Source organism: Sporolactobacillus pectinivorans (assembly GCF_002802965.1).
Taxonomy (GTDB): domain Bacteria; phylum Bacillota; class Bacilli; order Bacillales; family Sporolactobacillaceae; genus Sporolactobacillus; species Sporolactobacillus pectinivorans.
Window position 1 is genome coordinate 1,060,782 of record NZ_NXGA01000001.1, and the last position, 17,869, is coordinate 1,078,650.

General features: G+C 44.7%; 15 protein-coding genes. 11 read left to right on the top strand and 4 right to left on the bottom strand.

The features are described 5' to 3' along the window. Window positions 1-13: 13 nt before the first annotated feature. The 4 genes from celB to COP04_RS05195 all read left to right on the top strand — a co-directional run bounded on the left by celB (window position 14) and on the right by COP04_RS05195 (window position 4,698). On the top strand, window positions 14-1,339 hold the full coding sequence (gene celB, locus COP04_RS05180) for a PTS cellobiose transporter subunit IIC (RefSeq protein WP_100487010.1): 1,326 nt from the start codon (window positions 14-16) through the stop codon (window positions 1,337-1,339). A 26-nt stretch (window positions 1,340-1,365) separates the two neighbouring features. After that, a complete protein-coding gene (locus COP04_RS05185; protein WP_100487011.1) occupies window positions 1,366-1,698 on the top strand; it encodes a PTS sugar transporter subunit IIA in 333 nt (110 codons plus the stop codon). 11 nt (window positions 1,699-1,709) lie between these two features. Next, window positions 1,710-3,164 carry a glycoside hydrolase family 1 protein gene (locus COP04_RS05190; RefSeq protein ID WP_100487012.1) on the top strand — a complete coding sequence of 485 codons (1,455 nt, stop codon included), beginning with the start codon at window positions 1,710-1,712 and terminating at the stop codon, window positions 3,162-3,164. An 82-nt stretch (window positions 3,165-3,246) separates the two neighbouring features. After that, window positions 3,247-4,698, top strand: a complete 1,452-nt coding sequence (locus tag COP04_RS05195) for a 6-phospho-beta-glucosidase (RefSeq protein ID WP_100487013.1) — start codon at window positions 3,247-3,249, stop codon at window positions 4,696-4,698. A 209-nt stretch (window positions 4,699-4,907) separates the two neighbouring features. On the opposite strand, the gene COP04_RS05200 is transcribed toward COP04_RS05195, so the two are convergent. The 3 genes from COP04_RS05200 to COP04_RS05210 all read right to left on the bottom strand — a co-directional run bounded on the left by COP04_RS05200 (window position 4,908) and on the right by COP04_RS05210 (window position 8,361). After that, window positions 4,908-5,915 (bottom strand): LCP family protein, encoded by a 1,008-nt coding sequence (locus COP04_RS05200; RefSeq protein WP_100487014.1) that lies wholly within the window; start codon window positions 5,913-5,915, stop codon window positions 4,908-4,910. A gap of 152 nt (window positions 5,916-6,067) precedes the next feature. Continuing rightward, complete coding sequence (locus COP04_RS05205) at window positions 6,068-6,919, bottom strand: glycoside hydrolase domain-containing protein (RefSeq protein WP_100487015.1); 852 nt, start codon at window positions 6,917-6,919, stop codon at window positions 6,068-6,070. A gap of 458 nt (window positions 6,920-7,377) precedes the next feature. Then, the gene (locus COP04_RS05210) at window positions 7,378-8,361 is read right to left on the bottom strand and encodes a glycosyltransferase family 2 protein (protein ID WP_100487016.1); all 984 of its coding nucleotides are present in this window, start codon (window positions 8,359-8,361) and stop codon (window positions 7,378-7,380) included. Window positions 8,362-8,633: 272 nt separating this feature from the next. Here COP04_RS05210 and COP04_RS05215 point away from each other — a divergent pair, with 272 nt between their 5' ends. The 5 genes from COP04_RS05215 (at window position 8,634) to COP04_RS05235 (ending at window position 13,401) form a co-directional block, all read left to right on the top strand. Next, on the top strand, window positions 8,634-9,332 hold the full coding sequence (locus COP04_RS05215; protein WP_100487017.1) for a response regulator transcription factor: 699 nt from the start codon (window positions 8,634-8,636) through the stop codon (window positions 9,330-9,332). Window positions 9,333-9,382: 50 nt separating this feature from the next. After that, a complete protein-coding gene (locus COP04_RS05220) occupies window positions 9,383-10,723 on the top strand; it encodes a sensor histidine kinase (RefSeq protein ID WP_239984771.1) in 1,341 nt (446 codons plus the stop codon). 270 nt (window positions 10,724-10,993) lie between these two features. After that, window positions 10,994-11,227 (top strand): nuclease-related domain-containing protein, encoded by a 234-nt coding sequence (locus COP04_RS05225; RefSeq protein WP_157800185.1) that lies wholly within the window; start codon window positions 10,994-10,996, stop codon window positions 11,225-11,227. After that, window positions 11,202-11,888: a hypothetical protein gene (locus COP04_RS05230; protein WP_100487020.1), complete on the top strand. Its 687-nt coding sequence runs from the start codon at window positions 11,202-11,204 to the stop codon at window positions 11,886-11,888. Before COP04_RS05225 ends, COP04_RS05230 begins: the two co-directional genes overlap by 26 nt. 193 nt (window positions 11,889-12,081) lie before the next feature. Next, the gene (locus tag COP04_RS05235; RefSeq protein WP_100487021.1) at window positions 12,082-13,401 is read left to right on the top strand and encodes a UDP-glucose dehydrogenase family protein; all 1,320 of its coding nucleotides are present in this window, start codon (window positions 12,082-12,084) and stop codon (window positions 13,399-13,401) included. A 13-nt stretch (window positions 13,402-13,414) separates the two neighbouring features. Here the strand turns inward: COP04_RS05235 and COP04_RS05240 are convergent, their stop codons facing one another. After that, window positions 13,415-14,887 (bottom strand): glycosyltransferase family protein, encoded by a 1,473-nt coding sequence (locus tag COP04_RS05240; protein WP_100487022.1) that lies wholly within the window; start codon window positions 14,885-14,887, stop codon window positions 13,415-13,417. 229 nt (window positions 14,888-15,116) lie between these two features. On the opposite strand from COP04_RS05240, the gene COP04_RS05245 reads away from it, so the two are divergent. Then, the gene (locus tag COP04_RS05245; protein WP_100487023.1) at window positions 15,117-16,349 is read left to right on the top strand and encodes a glycosyltransferase; all 1,233 of its coding nucleotides are present in this window, start codon (window positions 15,117-15,119) and stop codon (window positions 16,347-16,349) included. Next, window positions 16,346-17,767, top strand: a complete 1,422-nt coding sequence (locus tag COP04_RS05250; protein ID WP_100487024.1) for a lipopolysaccharide biosynthesis protein — start codon at window positions 16,346-16,348, stop codon at window positions 17,765-17,767. Before COP04_RS05245 ends, COP04_RS05250 begins: the two co-directional genes overlap by 4 nt. The last annotated feature ends 102 nt before the right edge of the window (window positions 17,768-17,869 follow it).

Here is a 17,869-nt window from a genome sequence, read left to right on the forward strand (position 1 = left end):
AGAGGGAAAAGAAATGAGCGAAACAAAAGGCAACTTTATTGACGAAAAATTGTTACCGATAGCCGGGAAGATTGCGAGTCAGAGGCATCTTATCGCGCTTCGTGACGGTATTATGCTGGCCATGCCATTAATCATTATCGGATCATTATTCCTGATCATAGCGAATTTCCCCATTCAAGCTTATCAGAATTTCATGGCAGGAATATTTGGAAAGAACTGGGCGACTGTTGCACAATATCCGGTTAATGCGACATTCAGTATTATGGGACTTGTAGCCGCTTTTGGTATTGCCTATTATTTGGCGCAGAGTTATAAAGTGGATCCTCTGTCGTCCGGAATTATTTCGGTCGCCGCATTTTTACTTGCTATTCCATTGGATAAACTTAGCGATATCCCTTTAGCGTTACTTGGCAGCCAGGGATTGTTCATGGCCATTATTTTCGGATTAGGATCAGCCGAAATTTATCGCTTTTTTATTCAGAAAAACATTACTATCAAAATGCCGGATTCAGTACCTCCTGCAGTAAGCAAATCATTCTCCGCTTTAATTCCCGGATTTGCTGTTGTTCTGCTGGTTTGGGTGCTGCGGATATTAGTTGAGAATACTTCAATCGGCAGTATACCCAATGTCATTACATCCGTTATTGGAAAACCATTGAGTATGGTTGGCGGCAGCTACGGAGGAAGTTTGATTGCTGAATTTTGTATCGTGTTCCTGTGGTCCTTTGGTATTCATGGCGCCAATATTGTCGGTGGTATCATGGCACCAATCTGGTATGGTGCGATGGATGCTAACCGTGTCGCATTTCAGGCACACCACATGTTACCTAACATTATCACGCAGCAGATTTTCGATAACTTTATTAATCTTGGCGGATCAGGAACGACGATCGCTCTTGCATTTATGATAGCCTTCCTCGCCAAGAGCCAGCAGTTGAGGGCACTGGGAAAACTTGTGGTTGGACCGGCCATATTTAACATTAACGAACCGATTTTGTTTGGCTTGCCCATTGTAATGAATCCGATGATGATTATTCCTTTTGTTGTAAGCCCAATCGTTGCTTTAACCACAACGTATTTTTCAATGAAGCTTGGATGGGTTGCGTTAACAGCAGGCATAGCCGTACCGTGGACAACACCGCCTATTATTTCCGGTTATCTGGCAACCGGCGGCCACATTTCCGGAGCGATCATTCAATTGGTTAACATTGTCATTACATTCTTTATCTATTTTCCATTTTTTCGTGCTGTTGACAAGCAAAAGTTGAAAGAAGAAGAGGAATACAACAAAGAGCACAACATCACAGTCGGGTCTCCTGCTGAGACACTACAGGCATAAAAAAATAAAGAAATTAGGTGTTAACGATGAGACAGGAAGAAACTTTTCAGCTGATATTGCATGGCGGAAACGGACGCAGTTTTGCGATGGAGGCGATCTATCAGGCAAAAGACGGTAACATCAAAGAAGCAAAGGAAAGCTTGAAAAAAGCCGGTGATGAACTGGTTCAGGCACATCATGTCCAGACCAAAGCATTACAGGATGAAATCAAAGCAGCCTCAGAGGATAGAGGAAACGCTGTTTCTCTGCTTGAAGTACATGGTCAGGATCATTTAATGAATGCCATGACGGTTAAAGATCTGGCCACTGAGATTGTTGCTTTATATGATTATATTGATAAAAAATTTACTGAAAAATAAGGGGTGGCATGATGTCTCAAAATAATACGGTTCCATTTCCGAAAGAATTTCTCTGGGGCGGTGCAACAGCCGCCAATCAGATTGAGGGAGCGTACAACATAGATGGGAAAGGTTTAGACGCTCAGGACTTGATGCCTTTTGTCGTTAAGGAGCAGCGCAAGGGTAAAATCAATATGGATCTGACCTCTAAGCAGTTTGAGCATAACCTGGCGGATCAGGATGGTATTTATCCGAAAAGATTCGGTATCGATTTTTATCATCGTTATAAGGAGGATATCAGACTCTTTGCTGAACTCGGTTTCAAAGTTTTCAGAATCTCAATCTCATGGTCGCGCATTTTTCCAAAGGGTTATGAGGAGAAACCGAATGAAATGGGGTTAGCTTTTTACGACAGCGTTTTTGATGAGTGCCGTAAATATGGCATTCAGCCCTTGGTCACTCTGTCTCATTACGAAACACCTGTTGGACTGATTGAAAAATATAATGGGTGGGAAAGCCGCGAAGTCATTGATCACTTTATTCGCTATGCGACAACTGTGCTTAATCAGTACAAAAATAAGGTGAAATATTGGCTGACATTTAACGAAATTAATGTGATTACTAAAAGCCCTTATACCGGTGGAGGCATTATTACGGATAGGGCGAAGGATCCGATCAGTGTTGGTTATCAGGGAGCACATCACCAATTTGTGGCCAGTGCCCTTGTTACAAAAATTGCACACTCGATCAATCCGGATTTCCTTATCGGCTGTATGCTGGCTAGAAGTGAAATCTATCCGGGAACTAATGATCCTGAGGATATTTTGCTCGCGCAAAAAGAAAACAACTTAAATCTTTTTTTTACTGATGTTCAGGTTCGCGGTGAATACCCGTCCTTTATGGATCGGTATTTTGAGGAAAATGGGATCAACATTCAAAAGGAAGCAGGAGACGATGAAATTCTGAAGTGCCACCCCGTTGACTTTTTATCATTTAGTTATTATACGTCCTTGAGTGTATCAACCCATCGAAATGAGGAAGCTTCGGAGGGCAACCTTTTTCAGGGACAGGTCAATCCTTATCTGGAGACTTCCGACTGGGGCTGGCAGATTGATCCGATTGGTTTAAGAGTGTCACTGAATGATATGTATGACCGTTACCGCGTGCCACTGTTTGTCGTTGAAAATGGATTAGGAGCCTACGACAAAGTTGAAGATGGCCAGATTCATGATGATTACCGGATCAGCTATTTACGTGAGCATATCCGCCAGATTGGGGAAGCGCTTTGTGACGGTGTGGAAGTAATCGGTTACACTTCATGGGGCCCGATTGATTTGGTCAGCATGTCTACCTCAGAGATGAGTAAACGCTATGGATTTATCTATGTCGATCAGGACGATGAAGGGAAAGGGACATTAGACCGTTTAAAGAAGGACTCATTCTATTGGTATCAAAGGGTGATCAGCAGTAACGGCCGTGATCTGTGATGAAGCATATCCCAGATCAGACTGTGACTTGACATAGTATTCAGTGCGAAAATATCTGTGAATAGAAGGGAGTTCAATTAATATGCCACATGATGCATTGTTCCCGGATCATTTCCTTTTTGGCGGTGCTCTAGCGGGAAATCAGTATGAAGGTGGTTTTGATCAGGGGAGAAAGGGCCTGTCGATTGTCGATGTGGAGCCGGCAGGTCCTGAACGAAAAGAAATGCTGGAGCATCCTAAAAAATATCTGCAAGTGAGGGATGATCTGTATTACCCCTCGCACAGGGCTATTGAGTTCTACGATCACTTTAAAGAAGATATTAGGCTTTTTGGTGAGATGCATTTCTCGGCACTGAGAATTTCTATTGCATGGGCAAGAATTTTCCCCAATGGTGACGAAACAGAGCCCAATGAAGAAGGACTTAAGTTTTATGATCAGGTGTTTGACGAACTGGAGAAGTATCATATTGAACCGGTCGTGACGATCTCACATTATGAAACACCGCTCGGGTTGGTTAAGATGTATGGCGGCTGGTCTAATCGAAAGCTCATTGACTTCTATCTGAGATACGCTGAAACGCTCTTTAAGCGCTACGGTAACCGCGTGAAGTACTGGATGAGTTTCAATGAAATCAACTGCATTGTAACCAGTCCTTTCATAGCGGGTGCGCTGGTACTTGATGATGTTCCTAATAAGAAACAGGCGATTTACCAGGCATCACACTACGAACTGGTGGCGAGTGCGAAAGCGACCAAACTGTTGCACGAACTTGTTCCGAATGCTGAAATGGGCTGCATGCTGGCTTTTTCACCCTTCTACGCGAATACCTGCAAACCGGAAGATCAGATCGCCGCACTGCAGCAGAATCGGGTCACCCTTTTTTTCGGTGATGTGCATGCGCGGGGTTGTTATCCGTCCTATATGAACCGGTTTTTTAAAGCGAACGGTATCGAACTTGAAATTACCGATGAAGACCGGAAGGTGCTCCGGGAGAATACCGTGGATTACATTTCGTTCAGCTATTATATGAGTTTTACGACTGACGCGGATCAGAGGAGTTTACTTGCGAACGAGGTTTTTGAACCTGTTAAGAATCCATATGTTGAGGCATCGGACTGGGGCTGGCCAATCGATCCGGTGGGGCTGAGATATGCGCTGAACCTCTTGTACGATCGTTACCAGAAACCACTTTTTATTGTTGAGAACGGGCTGGGTGCCAGGGATGAGATTGAACCCGACGGCTCAATTCATGATGATTATCGGATCAACTATCTGAATGATCACTTGGTTCAAGTGGCCGAAGCCATTAAAGACGGTGTCGATCTGATCGGTTACACCACGTGGGGACCGATTGATGTGGTCAGTGCAGGCACCGGTGAAATGGAGAAACGCTACGGTTTCATCTATGTGGACCGGGACAATAAAGGAAACGGATCACTGGAACGCCGGAAGAAGAAAAGTTTTGACTGGTACCGGGATGTGATTGATTCAAAGGGAGCAACGCTGAATCTCAGCAAAGAAACAATAAAATAAGTACGTTCGATGCATGTTGCTGGCAGCAATCGGAATCAAGGTGTACTGAAAGCTGTATCAAAATTTGTTCTCGATTAACCGGATACTTAAAAACTAGTACTAACAAAAAAGGGAGATTGCATGGTAGTCTAAAAGATACCATGCAATCTCCCTAATATTTTAAACAGGATACATATTCGTATCAGTAATATCCCTGAATTTATCTCATATTAATTCTGGAAATATTTTTTGATAACTGACTGCAGCTGACTGGAATCAAGAATAATCTCGTCGTTATTCGCTTTCAATACATCGTCATACATGACAGCGTTGGTGCCTTTAACCTGACGGTAATGGATTTGCTGTTCCGGATGGAAACTGCTCTTTGCGCTTAATCCTACACTGAGCATGTCTTCCGATGACATATTAGTTGCAATCAGGAATTTTGGCAACGAGTTTGACAATGCGGGTAGCTTGGTTACATTGGCGGGCTGCATCACCTTTTTGGCGATGCCGATTAGGGCAGCTTCCTGCAATTGCTGCCGCCCATAGTCAGTACCTGGCAACGAGTAGCGTTCGTGAACCAACTCAGTCACTGTCTGACCGTCAAAAGATTGGAGACCTGGCTGATAGGTTCTTCCCGCAAATGCTCCATTCCATGGATGTGTGAGTGTCACTTTGAAAGGCAGGTTCATTTCAATACCACCGATTGAGTTGACCATATCCTGAAGGCCCCAGTAATTAGTCTCAGCATAAAAGTTAATTGGTACGCCTGTCAATTTCGATACAGCTTTTACTGCATCGAGAATTCCCTGTTGTGTGCCATTTTTAGACTGGGAAACATACTGGACACTCGTGAGTTTTGTGTAGCCGTAACCGTCCATGTAAACCCGGGTATCGCGAGGAATGCTTAACATATCATAAGTATGATTTTTCAGATTGGCATGTATCAGCACCATGGAATCGGTGTGACCGATTGATTCACCCTTCCGCGCGTCCGAGCCGATCAGCAGTAGATTAAAAGCGCCTGGTGCTTGTTTTACATTCCCATCGCCTCCGATAACTTTCAAGTTACTGAAGCGATTATCAGGGCTCAGCCGATGAATCTCATAAGCTGTGAATCCTGCTGCAATGGCAACAAGCAGAACCAAGACAAGCAGGACGTTGCGCAGTACTTTGTGCCTTTTCTTGCTTTTTCTCACGTTGGATCTGGATGGATTATCGTCAATATTCCGCATTTTTTTCAATCCTTTTCATTATTTCCCGAGAAATTTGTCGATACGAGTGACCACCGAATAATGATACTCTATTTCGGAATAAAATTCTATACCATGTTGATGATTATTCCCGCAGTGATAGGTTTTTTGCGATGTCTCATAATCGGATCAGGTCAGAACATCACGCTCCACGTTTTTGGGCCGACAATCCCATCTGGAATCAGGTCATGCCTTTTCTGGTAGTTAATGACCGCCTGTTCCGTTTTCAGCCCGAAAATTCCGTCTGCCCTAACGCCAACCGCGTTCTGAATGCTCACAATATCTTTACCTTTGCTACCGCGCCTGATTAACTGACCCGGGTAAGGGACGATGGTTGACTGCTGTATAGAATCAGGTCTGGCTGCCTTTCTCTTTAAATCGACACTGTCAGCTTTTGTTGCTGCGATACTGCCCCAAATACCCGATGGTTTAAGAACATTGTCAAAGTCTACGAGAATTCCAGCCATTTTCCGTCCGTTGTCGTGCTGATAGATATGAGCATAGGCCGACAACTTTCCCCTGGACCAGGCATAGGTCTGATAGAAAAAATCAGCCGCTCCCGAGCGGACCAAGACTTCAATCACGGCAAATGAACCATAGACGCCAACTTTATACGTACTGATTACAGATTTAATACTACGAAAGTAATTGATGATTAAATCCATTTCCCTATTGGTAGCATCATAGTCAACTGTAAAGTAGATTGGCGTTCCCGCGGGTTGACCGATTCCTGAGGCGAAATGCACCGCTTCTTTTGCGTCTTTTGCTCCCTGGTCCCTTGTAAAATATAAGCTGCTGACTGGATTCTTTTCCCAGATACTAAAAAGCTTCAAACCTGCGGAAAGAATATGCGCGACTTCAGCACGATTCACTGTCTTCCATGATATTTCCGGTCCCAGATAACGCCCGATCGCCTGAACACCCGATGCTTTCAGGTGTTCTATGGAGGCTTCTGTTAACTTTGACGCACAGTCGATGGCTTTCATTCATAATCCACTTCCTTTTCTATTAAAATTGAGATCCAATTAGACTGCTTTAGGCCAGGTTCTCACTCTTTTAAATAGAAGGAAAAGCAGAGAAACGGTCAGCACTATGTAATAGTGACTGCTTTTTCCTGGTACTAATGCGTCAAACGGCACGAAATTTTAAAGCTACATCAAAAGGATCCGTATACAAAAATAAAGAAGCTGCTCCTAAAATCATGAGACTGATTTCAAGGGCAGCTTTCTTATAATCTGTTCCGTTTAATCATGCGCTTTTTCAATCTGACTCGGATCGCCTGGAGAAGCTGTATTTCCGAAGATATCATCTGTTTCCCCATCCTTTTCCTTGAAGTCATGAAACCGTAGAAAAGCAGCATCAGGAGGGCAGTGAGAACAGGACGCAGTGTGTAGCGCTTTTCAGATAGGGTGCTTCGTAACTTTGATAGACCTTGAACTTCATCTCAGAGTGCCTTTTTCTCGAATGCTTCACTGCCGAACTCTAAAAGGCGTTTTTCAATCGTGTAACGTGGACGGTGTTTTGTCTCTTTAAAAATCTTTCCAACATATTCTCCGATTATTCCGGTTGCAATGAGCTGCAAGCCTCCGATCATCCATATCGAGATGATCATCGATGTCCATCCTGTAACAGCGTGACCGAAAATGTACTGGGCCAGAGCATACACGCCGATCAGGAAGCCGATCCCGGCTACTAATCCGCCGAGATAAGTCACCATTCGGATCGGGGTAATTGAAAAAGAGGTCAGACCGTCAATCGCCAAATTCAGCATCTTTTTCAGCGGGTATTTGGACTCCCCGGCGAAGCGCTCCGCACGGTTATAGTACACTTCAGTACTCTTGAATCCGAGCAGCGGAATCATGCCGCGCAGGAAAATATTCTCTTCCTGATATTTCACGAATTCATCAAGCACCCGCCGGTCGAGCAGACGAAAATCCGCATGGTTCGGCACCATTTTGACGCCTAACTTTTTCATCATACCGTAGAAAAGAAGCGCGGTGTTACGCTTAAAGAAAGTGTCGGTTTCACGTTTGTCGCGCACACCATAAACAATGTCGTAACCTTCATGGTATTTGAGCAAAAATTTTCTTATCGCGTTCACATCATCCTGAAGATCCGCGTCAATCGTGATAACACAGTCTGAATAAGGCCGCGCCGTTTCGATCCCGGCAATCAGCGCGTTCTGGTGGCTAAAGTTGCGGCTGAGTTTCAGTCCGGTAATTTCCCTGTATTCCTGTATGTACCGGTCAATGATTTCCCAGGTCCGGTCGCTGCTCCCGTCATCAACAAAGAGAATTGTACTGCTGTATGAAGCCAGATTTTCCTGGCACACTTGAGCTAATACAGCGCGCAGCCGTTTGCTGGATTCTTCCAGCACGGCTTCTTCGTTATAGCAGGGCACAACAATTGTCAGAATAGGCGTGTCCATTATATTTTTTCCTCCTGAATGTCTCGTTAGAAAATCAGTGTGTAAATATTTATAAAGAATTGCTTCCCGTTGTTTTTCAAATTTTATGGTAAACTTGCTTTGTTGCACAGTAACAAATTCACAATGAAAATATGATGAGATTTTTCTCATTAAATTCTCACGTCACATTTCTTACCGCTTATTAGGAGATTCTATATAATAGAAGCTGGATTCATGTGGATCAATCAGACGCTGGCATGCATTCTGACAGTAAAAGAGAAGGGTTATTCATCATGGGAAAAACAAATATTCTGCTTGTCGAAGACGAAAAAAGTGTAGCTTCATTTGTTGCGACGGAACTCAGCTTTGAAAATTATCAAGTTGAGGAAGCTTATGACGGGGAACAGGCGCTGGATTTATTTTTTCAGGATGATTCCAAATGGGATCTGATCTTGCTGGACTGGATGCTGCCTAAGCTGAACGGACTTGAAATTTGCCGTCGTATTCGCAAGAAAAGTTTGGTACCGATCATTATCATGACTGCTCGCGATTATATTGGTGATAAAGTGGCCGGCCTTGACGGCGGGGCGGATGACTATATTACCAAACCATTTGAAATTGAAGAGCTTCTGGCCCGGGTCCGCGTGGCTATTCGCCGCAGAGAAAGTTATTCGGCAGCACCGGCAAGTCATGTCTATACGGCAGGGGATCTGGTTCTGGATACTGAAAAGCGGACGGCTTCGCGGCATAATGAAACATTTGACTTGACGCAGCGCGAATTTGATCTGCTTGCCACACTGATGAGAAATGAGGGTAAGGTGTTGACGCGGGACGAACTGCTGTCAAAAGTCTGGGGCTTTGATTATATGGGACAGACCAATATTGTTGACGTTTATATCCGCTATCTTCGGAAAAAAGTCGACAACTCGGAAACTGAAAAATTGATCCATACTGTACGAGGCGTCGGTTATGCACTAAGGGTTGAAAAATGAGGGCATGGCTGGCAGCTTTCAGGTTGAAAAGGAAGACGATGCTTTTTCAGATGAACTTTTGGTATATTCTGACTCTCTTCTTAACGGTGCTGTTTATTGGCGTTGCCGTGCTGTCCATTATCAGTTACCAGTTGTATAAGGGGACAGAGCAGGAAGTCCAGTACGTGGAAAATCAGCTGGTGCAGGAGTCGATGGAGAAAAACCCGGACTGGACTGATACCATTGCAAACATCCTTTACGATCAACATCCGGATTTGTATGTACGGATTGAAACGCCGGATGCGAAAACGATTTATTCTAAGGGCAGTGAAAGCATCACGGATCAGAACAGTTACATGATCAAGCTATCGTTGTTCTCCTCCATTTCTTTTAAAAAGAAATTCATTCCGATTTACCATCATCGCGCATCATATAATGGCTATACCTTCGATCTATATGTCCGGATGGACGGCATCCATAACTATATTGTTATCATGATCAGGGTGCTGGCGCTTTGCGTCATTCTGGGCATTGTGATCGGTTCACTGGCAATCTATCAGCTGTCCCGAAGACTGAACCGGCCGCTTATGGATGTCACGGAGATGATTCATCAGGTGACTGAGACCAGAGATTTGAAGCAGCGCGTGCTTGTTGCGGATCAGCCTAGAGAAGTGCATGATCTGGCACTGTCTTTCAACCAGTTAATGAATCAGCTGGATCGTCAGATCGAACGCGAACGGCGTTTCGTCTCGGATGCGTCACATGAATTGAGGACTCCGCTCTCCGCGATCCGGGGCCATGTCGAGCTGATTCAGCGCCACGGGTTCGGCCATCCGGAAGTCATCGATCGGTCGATTCATTTTGTCGATCAGGAATCTAAACGCATGCAGCGCCTGATTGAACAGCTGCTGATGATTGCCCGCCTTGACCGAAGATCAAAGCTCCTTGAGACCGTGAATCTGTCGATGATCGCAAAAAATGTGATTGCCGATTACACGTCGAGTGTAGCTCAGCACTTTACGGCTGATATTGCCGATGGAACCTATGCGCTGGCAAATGAAGACTATGTTCACCAAGTCCTCGTTTCACTGCTCGGAAACGCGAAGAAATACACGCCGGACGATGGCTGGATCAAAATTAATGTCAACGGAGATCACCAGTTTTCTTATATCCGCGTTCAAAATTCGGGGCCGCGCATACCTGATGAGGAAAAAAAGAAGATTTTCACCCGTTTTTACCGGCTGGATCAATCCAGATCGAGTGAAGCCGGTGGATCCGGGCTGGGTCTGGCAATTGTTAAGGAATTAGTGGAACTTGATGAGGGCAAGATCTGGGTTGAAGATCTTAAACCGGTTGGCAGCGAGTTCATCGTCCGGCTGAAAGCCAGAACAGCAATCGATCTGAATGCATGACGGTTTACATAGAGAGGGAATCGAGCAATCGACCGGATTATGAACTTTTCGTTTTGAAAGAACGGAGAGTTCTTTTTTTACTTCGCTGAAAAGGAGATGTTTGGTCGTCCGTCGAATTAATTAAATTAAATAGTTTCTTTTTTCCTCTCATTACATTCTGTGCTCTATCCTCATTTAAAAAAGAGGTGACCCCGTGTTCATCAAACATTCAAAACACCGCTGCATGTTTTATAGCTTCAGGCTCTGTGCAGGAGGTTCTCCGGAGACATTTTGCAAAAAGATAAACTTGGAAAACAGTTGAAAAGATATCTGGTCAGCTGCAAAGGAGAAGCCGCCGTTGCCTATCAGCTCGGTTTTCTTCCGGAAAAAGAATTCCTGATTCTCCACAATTTAAGGCTTCGAAACAGTTTGCATCATTTCCAAATGGATTGCCTTCTTCTGAACACTTACTTTTTTCTTATCGTGGAAGTCAAAAACATTGCCGGAACCCTTCACTTCGATTGAAAAATTCACCAGTTTTTCTGCAAAATGGATCATGAAAACAGACACTTCACGGATCCATTTGTACAGACGGATGGATCGTTTTCGGGATCAGCTGCAGCACTGGCTTGCTGTCAATAAAACAGAGCCAGCGTCGATTGAAAAGCTTGTTGTTATGGCTTCACCTCATGCCGTGCTGCAGACGCAGCAGGCAGATGATGACTTCTTCAAATCCGTTACTTTCCCCGATCGGCTTTCGCCGCGTATTCCTGAAATCGGCCGTTGGCATCCTGAACATTTTCTTTCGAGGAAAAAACTCAGAACAATCACCCGTAACATATGCAACGCAGACGAACCGCTCGGATTAAATGTGTTTCAAACTTATCACGTTCATCCGAATCAGATCATCTGCGGTGTTCAGTGCCCATCATGCAGCAAGTTCGGTATGCACCGGCTGAAAGCAAGGTGGCATCGTCACGCCTGCGGACACCTGTCAAAGGGCGCTCACGTGCAGGCATTTAAAGACTATCACCCGCTTTTCAGGCCACTGATCACTAATAGAGGATGCCGGGAGTTTTTGCTGCTGGAATCGAGAAATGTAGTTTGCAGAATTTTGAAGTCGCCGGGCATGCACTCTTTTGGTCAGGGAAAAGGAACTTTTTATCGTCTTGTATTTGACGAATGAAAGGAATGGCGCATATTTTCTGAGAATGACGCATAAATCAAAAGACTCTATAAAAATTTAACACGATTATTGTCCGTATTTTACAAGTGCTTCAAATTCGGGTTCTACAATTGAAAATGCCTGTTTCTATGCATGAAACAGGCGGATCACGGATATTTTATAAAATAATGAGAGATATTGGAGGAGTGGCGGCATGAGAATCGCTGTTATCGGTACGGGATATGTTGGTCTGGTGACTGGTGTGGCGCTTTCGGAAATTGGTCATGCGGTGACATGCATTGATATTGATCCGAAAAAAGTGGAAAGGCTGAATCAGGGTGAACCGACGATTTATGAACCGGGACTGCAGGAACTGATACAGAAAAATATGGCGAATCACCGCCTGGCATTCACTTCAAAACATAAAATCGGCCTTGAGGATGCTCAGGTCGTCTACATAGCTGTCGGCACACCGCAGCGCCCGGACGGATCAGCAAATCTTGATTATGTTGAGCAGGCGGCTTGTGATATTGCTAAGAATATCAGTCGTCCGGTGATTGTTGTAATTAAAAGCACGGTTCCGGTTGGCACAAATTTTCATATAAAGAGACTAATCAATGGCGCGACGAAAGACGGAATCCAGATCGATATTGCTTCTAATCCGGAATTCTTGCGTGAAGGATCGGCAGTTGAAGATACATTCAACGGTAATCGAATTGTTATCGGTACCGAAAACCCGGCGGCTGCGGATATTCTGGAGGAAATCAACCGTCCGTTTGGCATTCCGATCCTGAAAACCGATTTGGCCAGCAGTGAGATGATCAAATATGCGTCAAATGCGTTTCTGGCGACAAAAATCAGTTTTATTAATGAAATTGCCAACATCTGCGAAGAACTGGGGGCCAATGTTAATGAAGTTGCCAGGGGCATGGGTCTGGATCACCGGATCGGGTCAAAGTTTCTTAAAGCGGGGATTGGTTATGGAGGATCCTGCTTCCCAAAGGACACCAACGCGCTGGTGCAATTGGCCGGTAACCACGACCATGAATTTAACTTGCTAAAATCGGTGATTGAAGTGAATAATCATCAGCAGGTTCTACTGATCGATAAAATATTGTCACGTTTTGGTACACTTAAAGGGAAGAAAGTTGCGGTTCTTGGACTGGCCTTCAAACCAAATACCGACGACCTGAGAGAGTCTCCGGCACTTGTCCTGATTCCAAAGCTTGCCGAACTGGGCGCTGAAATCACCGCTTATGATCCGATTGCCGTGACTAATGCCGAGAAGAGACTGGACGAGAGAGTTACCTACACGGAGAATGTGACCGAAGCGCTGCGCGGGGCGGACTGTGCCGTGATCGTTACCGACTGGGAGGACATAAGGAGGTTGGATCTTTCCATTTACAGCAGACTGATGAAGCGCCCGATTGTCTTTGATGGCCGCAATTGCTATAACCTGAGCAAGGTAAAAAAATCTGCCCTTGAGTACTACTCAATAGGTCGCCCGAGCCAGATACCTGAACTGATCCAGTAGATGGAGCAAACGTTTATCTGTCCTCTGTTTGACCGCCGTTAAAGAATGAATCAAAATAACCGACAACACTGATTATGATCAGAATCGGAGTCAGGCTTACAAGATAGCGTGAACGGGTTTCCCAAATAATCAGAAACAGAAAAAAACCGATCACCGACGCCATTGAAAAAGTTAAAAATGGGCTGACAGACTTTCGTTTTAAATAGGGTATGCCGGCCAGAAACACACCCGTAAGCAGTACCAGAAGTTGAATGCGTGCATAGCCCTGGACGAACCAGTCCACTGGATGGTGCATCAGAAATTTGAAGTTCTGGGGGAAAACAGGCTTTCGCTTCAGTACGTTCAGAGTATAAAATGTTCCATCGGTCCATGTTTCTGCATTTTTTTCAATCAGAAAACGGATATTTCCCTGCCAGCCTTTTTTGGAAATGCGTTCTCTCAATTCATTAAGTTGAATACGGGTAACTTCTTTGTGCGGATATTTTTGTAATTGCCGCTTCGTGCGAAGGACATCACTCTCCAGATATTTTCCATAATGCGGCTGATTTTGTCCCATTAAAAGCCAATGTGTCACTGGAAATTTGAGCTGTTCGGTCTGCTGGCGGTCGGCCACGCCGCTTTCATAAATACAGAAATTAAAAATGAACTGAATGATGAATAGGGTGATCAGAGGAAGAAATACATAGACTTTTTTCCATCTTCTGAAAGAAATAAGCATGGTCAGGCTGAAGGCAATGACGAAGACAATCATAGAGCCCTTTAGAAGCACGCCCAGTGCCAGGATGAAAGAGGCGGCTATGATAAACTTAAATCCGCTTCTAAAAGCCCCTGATCGTTCCATAAGCAGGCTGACCGGAATGAGCAGAAAAACAAGTGACAGAGTATCCGTATAGACAATCGGTGCGTAGAAGATAAAGGGGAAAAAGAGTACGCTGGCCATCAGGCTTAAAATGCCTGCCGGTTTTCCTGCCAGTTTCGCGGTTATCCGATAGATCAGGTACTGGCTGAACGTGATATTGGCGATATTGAAGACCAGGTCGCTGATTATTGGAGAGACAGGCAGTCTATCGATTAATGCCAGAAGGATGACGACCAGTAAATTGTTCGGGTAGTACTCGAAATAGTGATTAATTTTTCCACCTTCGGCAAGCAGTCTCGCACTTTTGACCACGACCCCGAAATCCCATGAAGGGTGCACGCATAAAAAAACAACGGCTAAAAATTGCAGACAGACGCTGAAAATCAGAAGGACGGCTGCGGATCGGTTCATGGGGACCCTTTGGATCAGTCTGACGATTTGCCGGCGATAATAATAAAGCGATGCGATCATCAGGCATGAAAGCAGCAGCGTGGCAGCTTTAAACAGAAATGGCGCTGAAAGCCCAATGGACTGGTAACCTCGTGTAAAAAGAATATTCAGGCTGATAATGAATGCAAGAATGATTAAAAACAAATAAACAATAGTTCGATTAAGAAGGTTTGACATGATATGCTCCTTAAAAGGAAGATGTGAAAAACTGCCGGTAGGAAACCGGATAAACTGAATCTTAGTTGTAAAAAAACGGATTGTCTATTGTATGAGGATATTCTTTATTAAATTTTTACAATATGTGATCAATGTATACATAGGAATCCAGAAAGGCCATAGGCTTGCATCGCTTTGCGCGCATCCGGCGGCTCTATGTCTGGATGCATCCATAAAAAGGAAGTATGAGATGAAAATTCTTTTTTTTGTCGGTGAGTTTCCTAAACTCTCGCAAACCTTTATACTCAACCAGATTACAGGTTTGATTGATGCCGGCCATGATATAAAAATTATTGCTAAAAGAAGTGCTCCCGGCCAGCGGGTCCATGCGGATGCAGTAAGCTATCGCCTTGCGGAAAAGACGGTTTACTACGATAAAAATGGAAAGAACGGCAAACTGCAAAAGGTTTTCAGCTTGATTAAAAACTTTTCTTGTCTTTCAGGCGCGCTTCTTTTTGGTAAGAATGTTACGGGACGCGTATCGCTGAAAGAACTGATCAGGTATCCTAATTTGGTGTTTCTGATCCGTACGCTGAGCAAAACAGACCTGTCTGACCGCGAAGTTATTCTTGCCCATTTTGGACCGAATGGCATCCTGGCGCGCAAATGTATTGAAATGGGGCTCCTGAAGGGCCGGCTGTTCACCGCTTTTCACGGTTATGACATGCTCCGTTATATTAATGAAAAAGGCAAAGATGCTTATCGCGATTTGTTTCATTCGCCGGCTGTGTTGCTGCCAATCAGCAACTTCTGGGAAAAACGGTGTATTGAACTGGGAGCGGATCCCAAACGGATTACGGTTCACCACATGGGGATTGATCTGAAAAAGTTTAGTGGCTACCCGGCGCGTCCTGAGCGGCTGCTCCGAATTGTATCGGCCGCCCGGTTCGTCGAAAAAAAAGGTTTGGAATACGGGATTGCTGCTGTTGCCCGGCTCGTTGAAAAAGGCTATAACGTTCATTATGAAATTGCAGGCGACGGTCCGCTGAAGGACAAGTTGAACGGTCTTATTTCGTTGCGTCCTCTTGCAGATCATGTCCATTTGGCCGGCTGGAAAACTCAGGACGAGTGGATAGAAATCATGAAAGACGCCCAAATTGTTTTAGCGCCGAGTGTGACAGCGGATGATGGAGATATGGAAGGCATTCCGGTTCAGCTGATGGAGGCGATGGCCATGGAGAAAATCGTCGTTTCCACGGTTCACAGTGGTATTCCTGAGTTGATACATGATCGAGAAAATGGTTATTTGGTCATGGAAAAAGATGCTGAAGGGCTGGCGGACACGATTGAACGCATCATGAAAAACACGGATAAATGGCCAGAACTTGTTAGAAATGCTCGCAGGACCGTGGAGAGTCAATGTAACATTGTCCGTCAGAATGAGAAACTGATACAGATCTTTGAAGGGGAAAAGCCGTTATGAATGGTTTTATTAAGAGATTACTTGGCTTTTCAATCGGTCCGGTTGGAGGCGCGGTCATAGCATTTGTCACAATTCCGCTTACCACACACTTCGTCTCTCCCGATGAATATGGAAAGGCTGGCATGTTTACTGTATTTCAGACTTTGATGGTCACACTTCTATATCTGGGCGTCGATCAGGCCTATACTCGCGAATATAACGACGCCAAAGACCGACAGGCTCTCTTTAAAAATGCGCTGCTTCTGCCGCTTGCACTGTCGGTCATTCTGCTGTTTTCCATCTCCCTGAGTTCAGGCTGGATATCCTATCTTCTTTTCGGAAAGAACAGTTATCATTTTGCAGCTATCCTGCTCGGCGTGATGCTGGTTTTTATGATCATGGAACGATTTATCCTGCTCTCCATACGGATGGACGAGAGAGCGTTTGAGTATTCGGTATTCAATATCCTGATCAAACTGGTGATTCTGCTTGCCACGCTTTTATTTGTTCTGCTGATCCGCAGGGATTTTCTCGCTGTCGTCTATTCAGCGGCGATCGGCCAGATTGCGGGAGACGCCTACCTGATTTTCAGATATCGGAGGCTGCTGGTTTATAAGAATTTTCATCTTGACAGCATACTAATCCGGCAGCTTCTGGAATTTGGAATCCCGCTCGTCATTGCTGCATCAGTTGCTTCTGTTTTAAATTCCGCCGGACGTCTTGCTTTAAGGACTTGGAGCACTTTTTACGAGATAGGTATTTTCACGGCGACAGTAAAAATTTCAGCGGCACTTTCCGTTGTTCAGACGAGTTTTACAAACTTCTGGGTTCCGACCGCTTATCGCTGGTATAGTGAGCACAAAGATATTTTTTATTACAAAGTGGTCAGCGACAGTGTTTTGTTATTCATGTCCACCTTGTTTTTCCTGATCCTGATTTTTAAGAACTTAATTGTTTGGCTGCTGTCGCCCGGATACAGTGACGCCATTTATATTCTTGGCTTTCTTTGTCTCCAGCCGGTGATGTACACGATCAGTGAAACAACCACTCTTGGCATTGTCTTCTCTAAAAAGAGCTACCTGAACATCTGGGTCAGCCTGATTTCGCTTCTGCCATGCCTGGTCCTGAATGCGGTGCTCATTCCCCGTTACGGCGCGGCCGGTGCGGCTTGCGCGACGGGAGTGTCCTATGTTTTTTTCTTCTGGGGCAGAAGCCACTTTTCCAATAAAAATTGGACAGGTTTTCCTCTCGGTATTCACTTTGCGGTGATCCTGATCATGTTTGCGGGTGCGCTCGTGAATGCTTTTCCTCTTAAGTATATTCTTCTCTTGAATTTGGGCATGATGATACTGGTGCTTGTCAGTCAGGCGGGTACAATACGCAGGATCAAGATTGTTGCATTTGCCAGAAAGAATACCCGAAAATTCTCAAAGAACTGATGGTCACTTTAAGAAAGTATAAAGATTTAAAGGATTATTAAACAGCCGAATAGACATCGGATCTTCGACTAAGAACGTGCACGGTTCTGTGCACAACGTCGA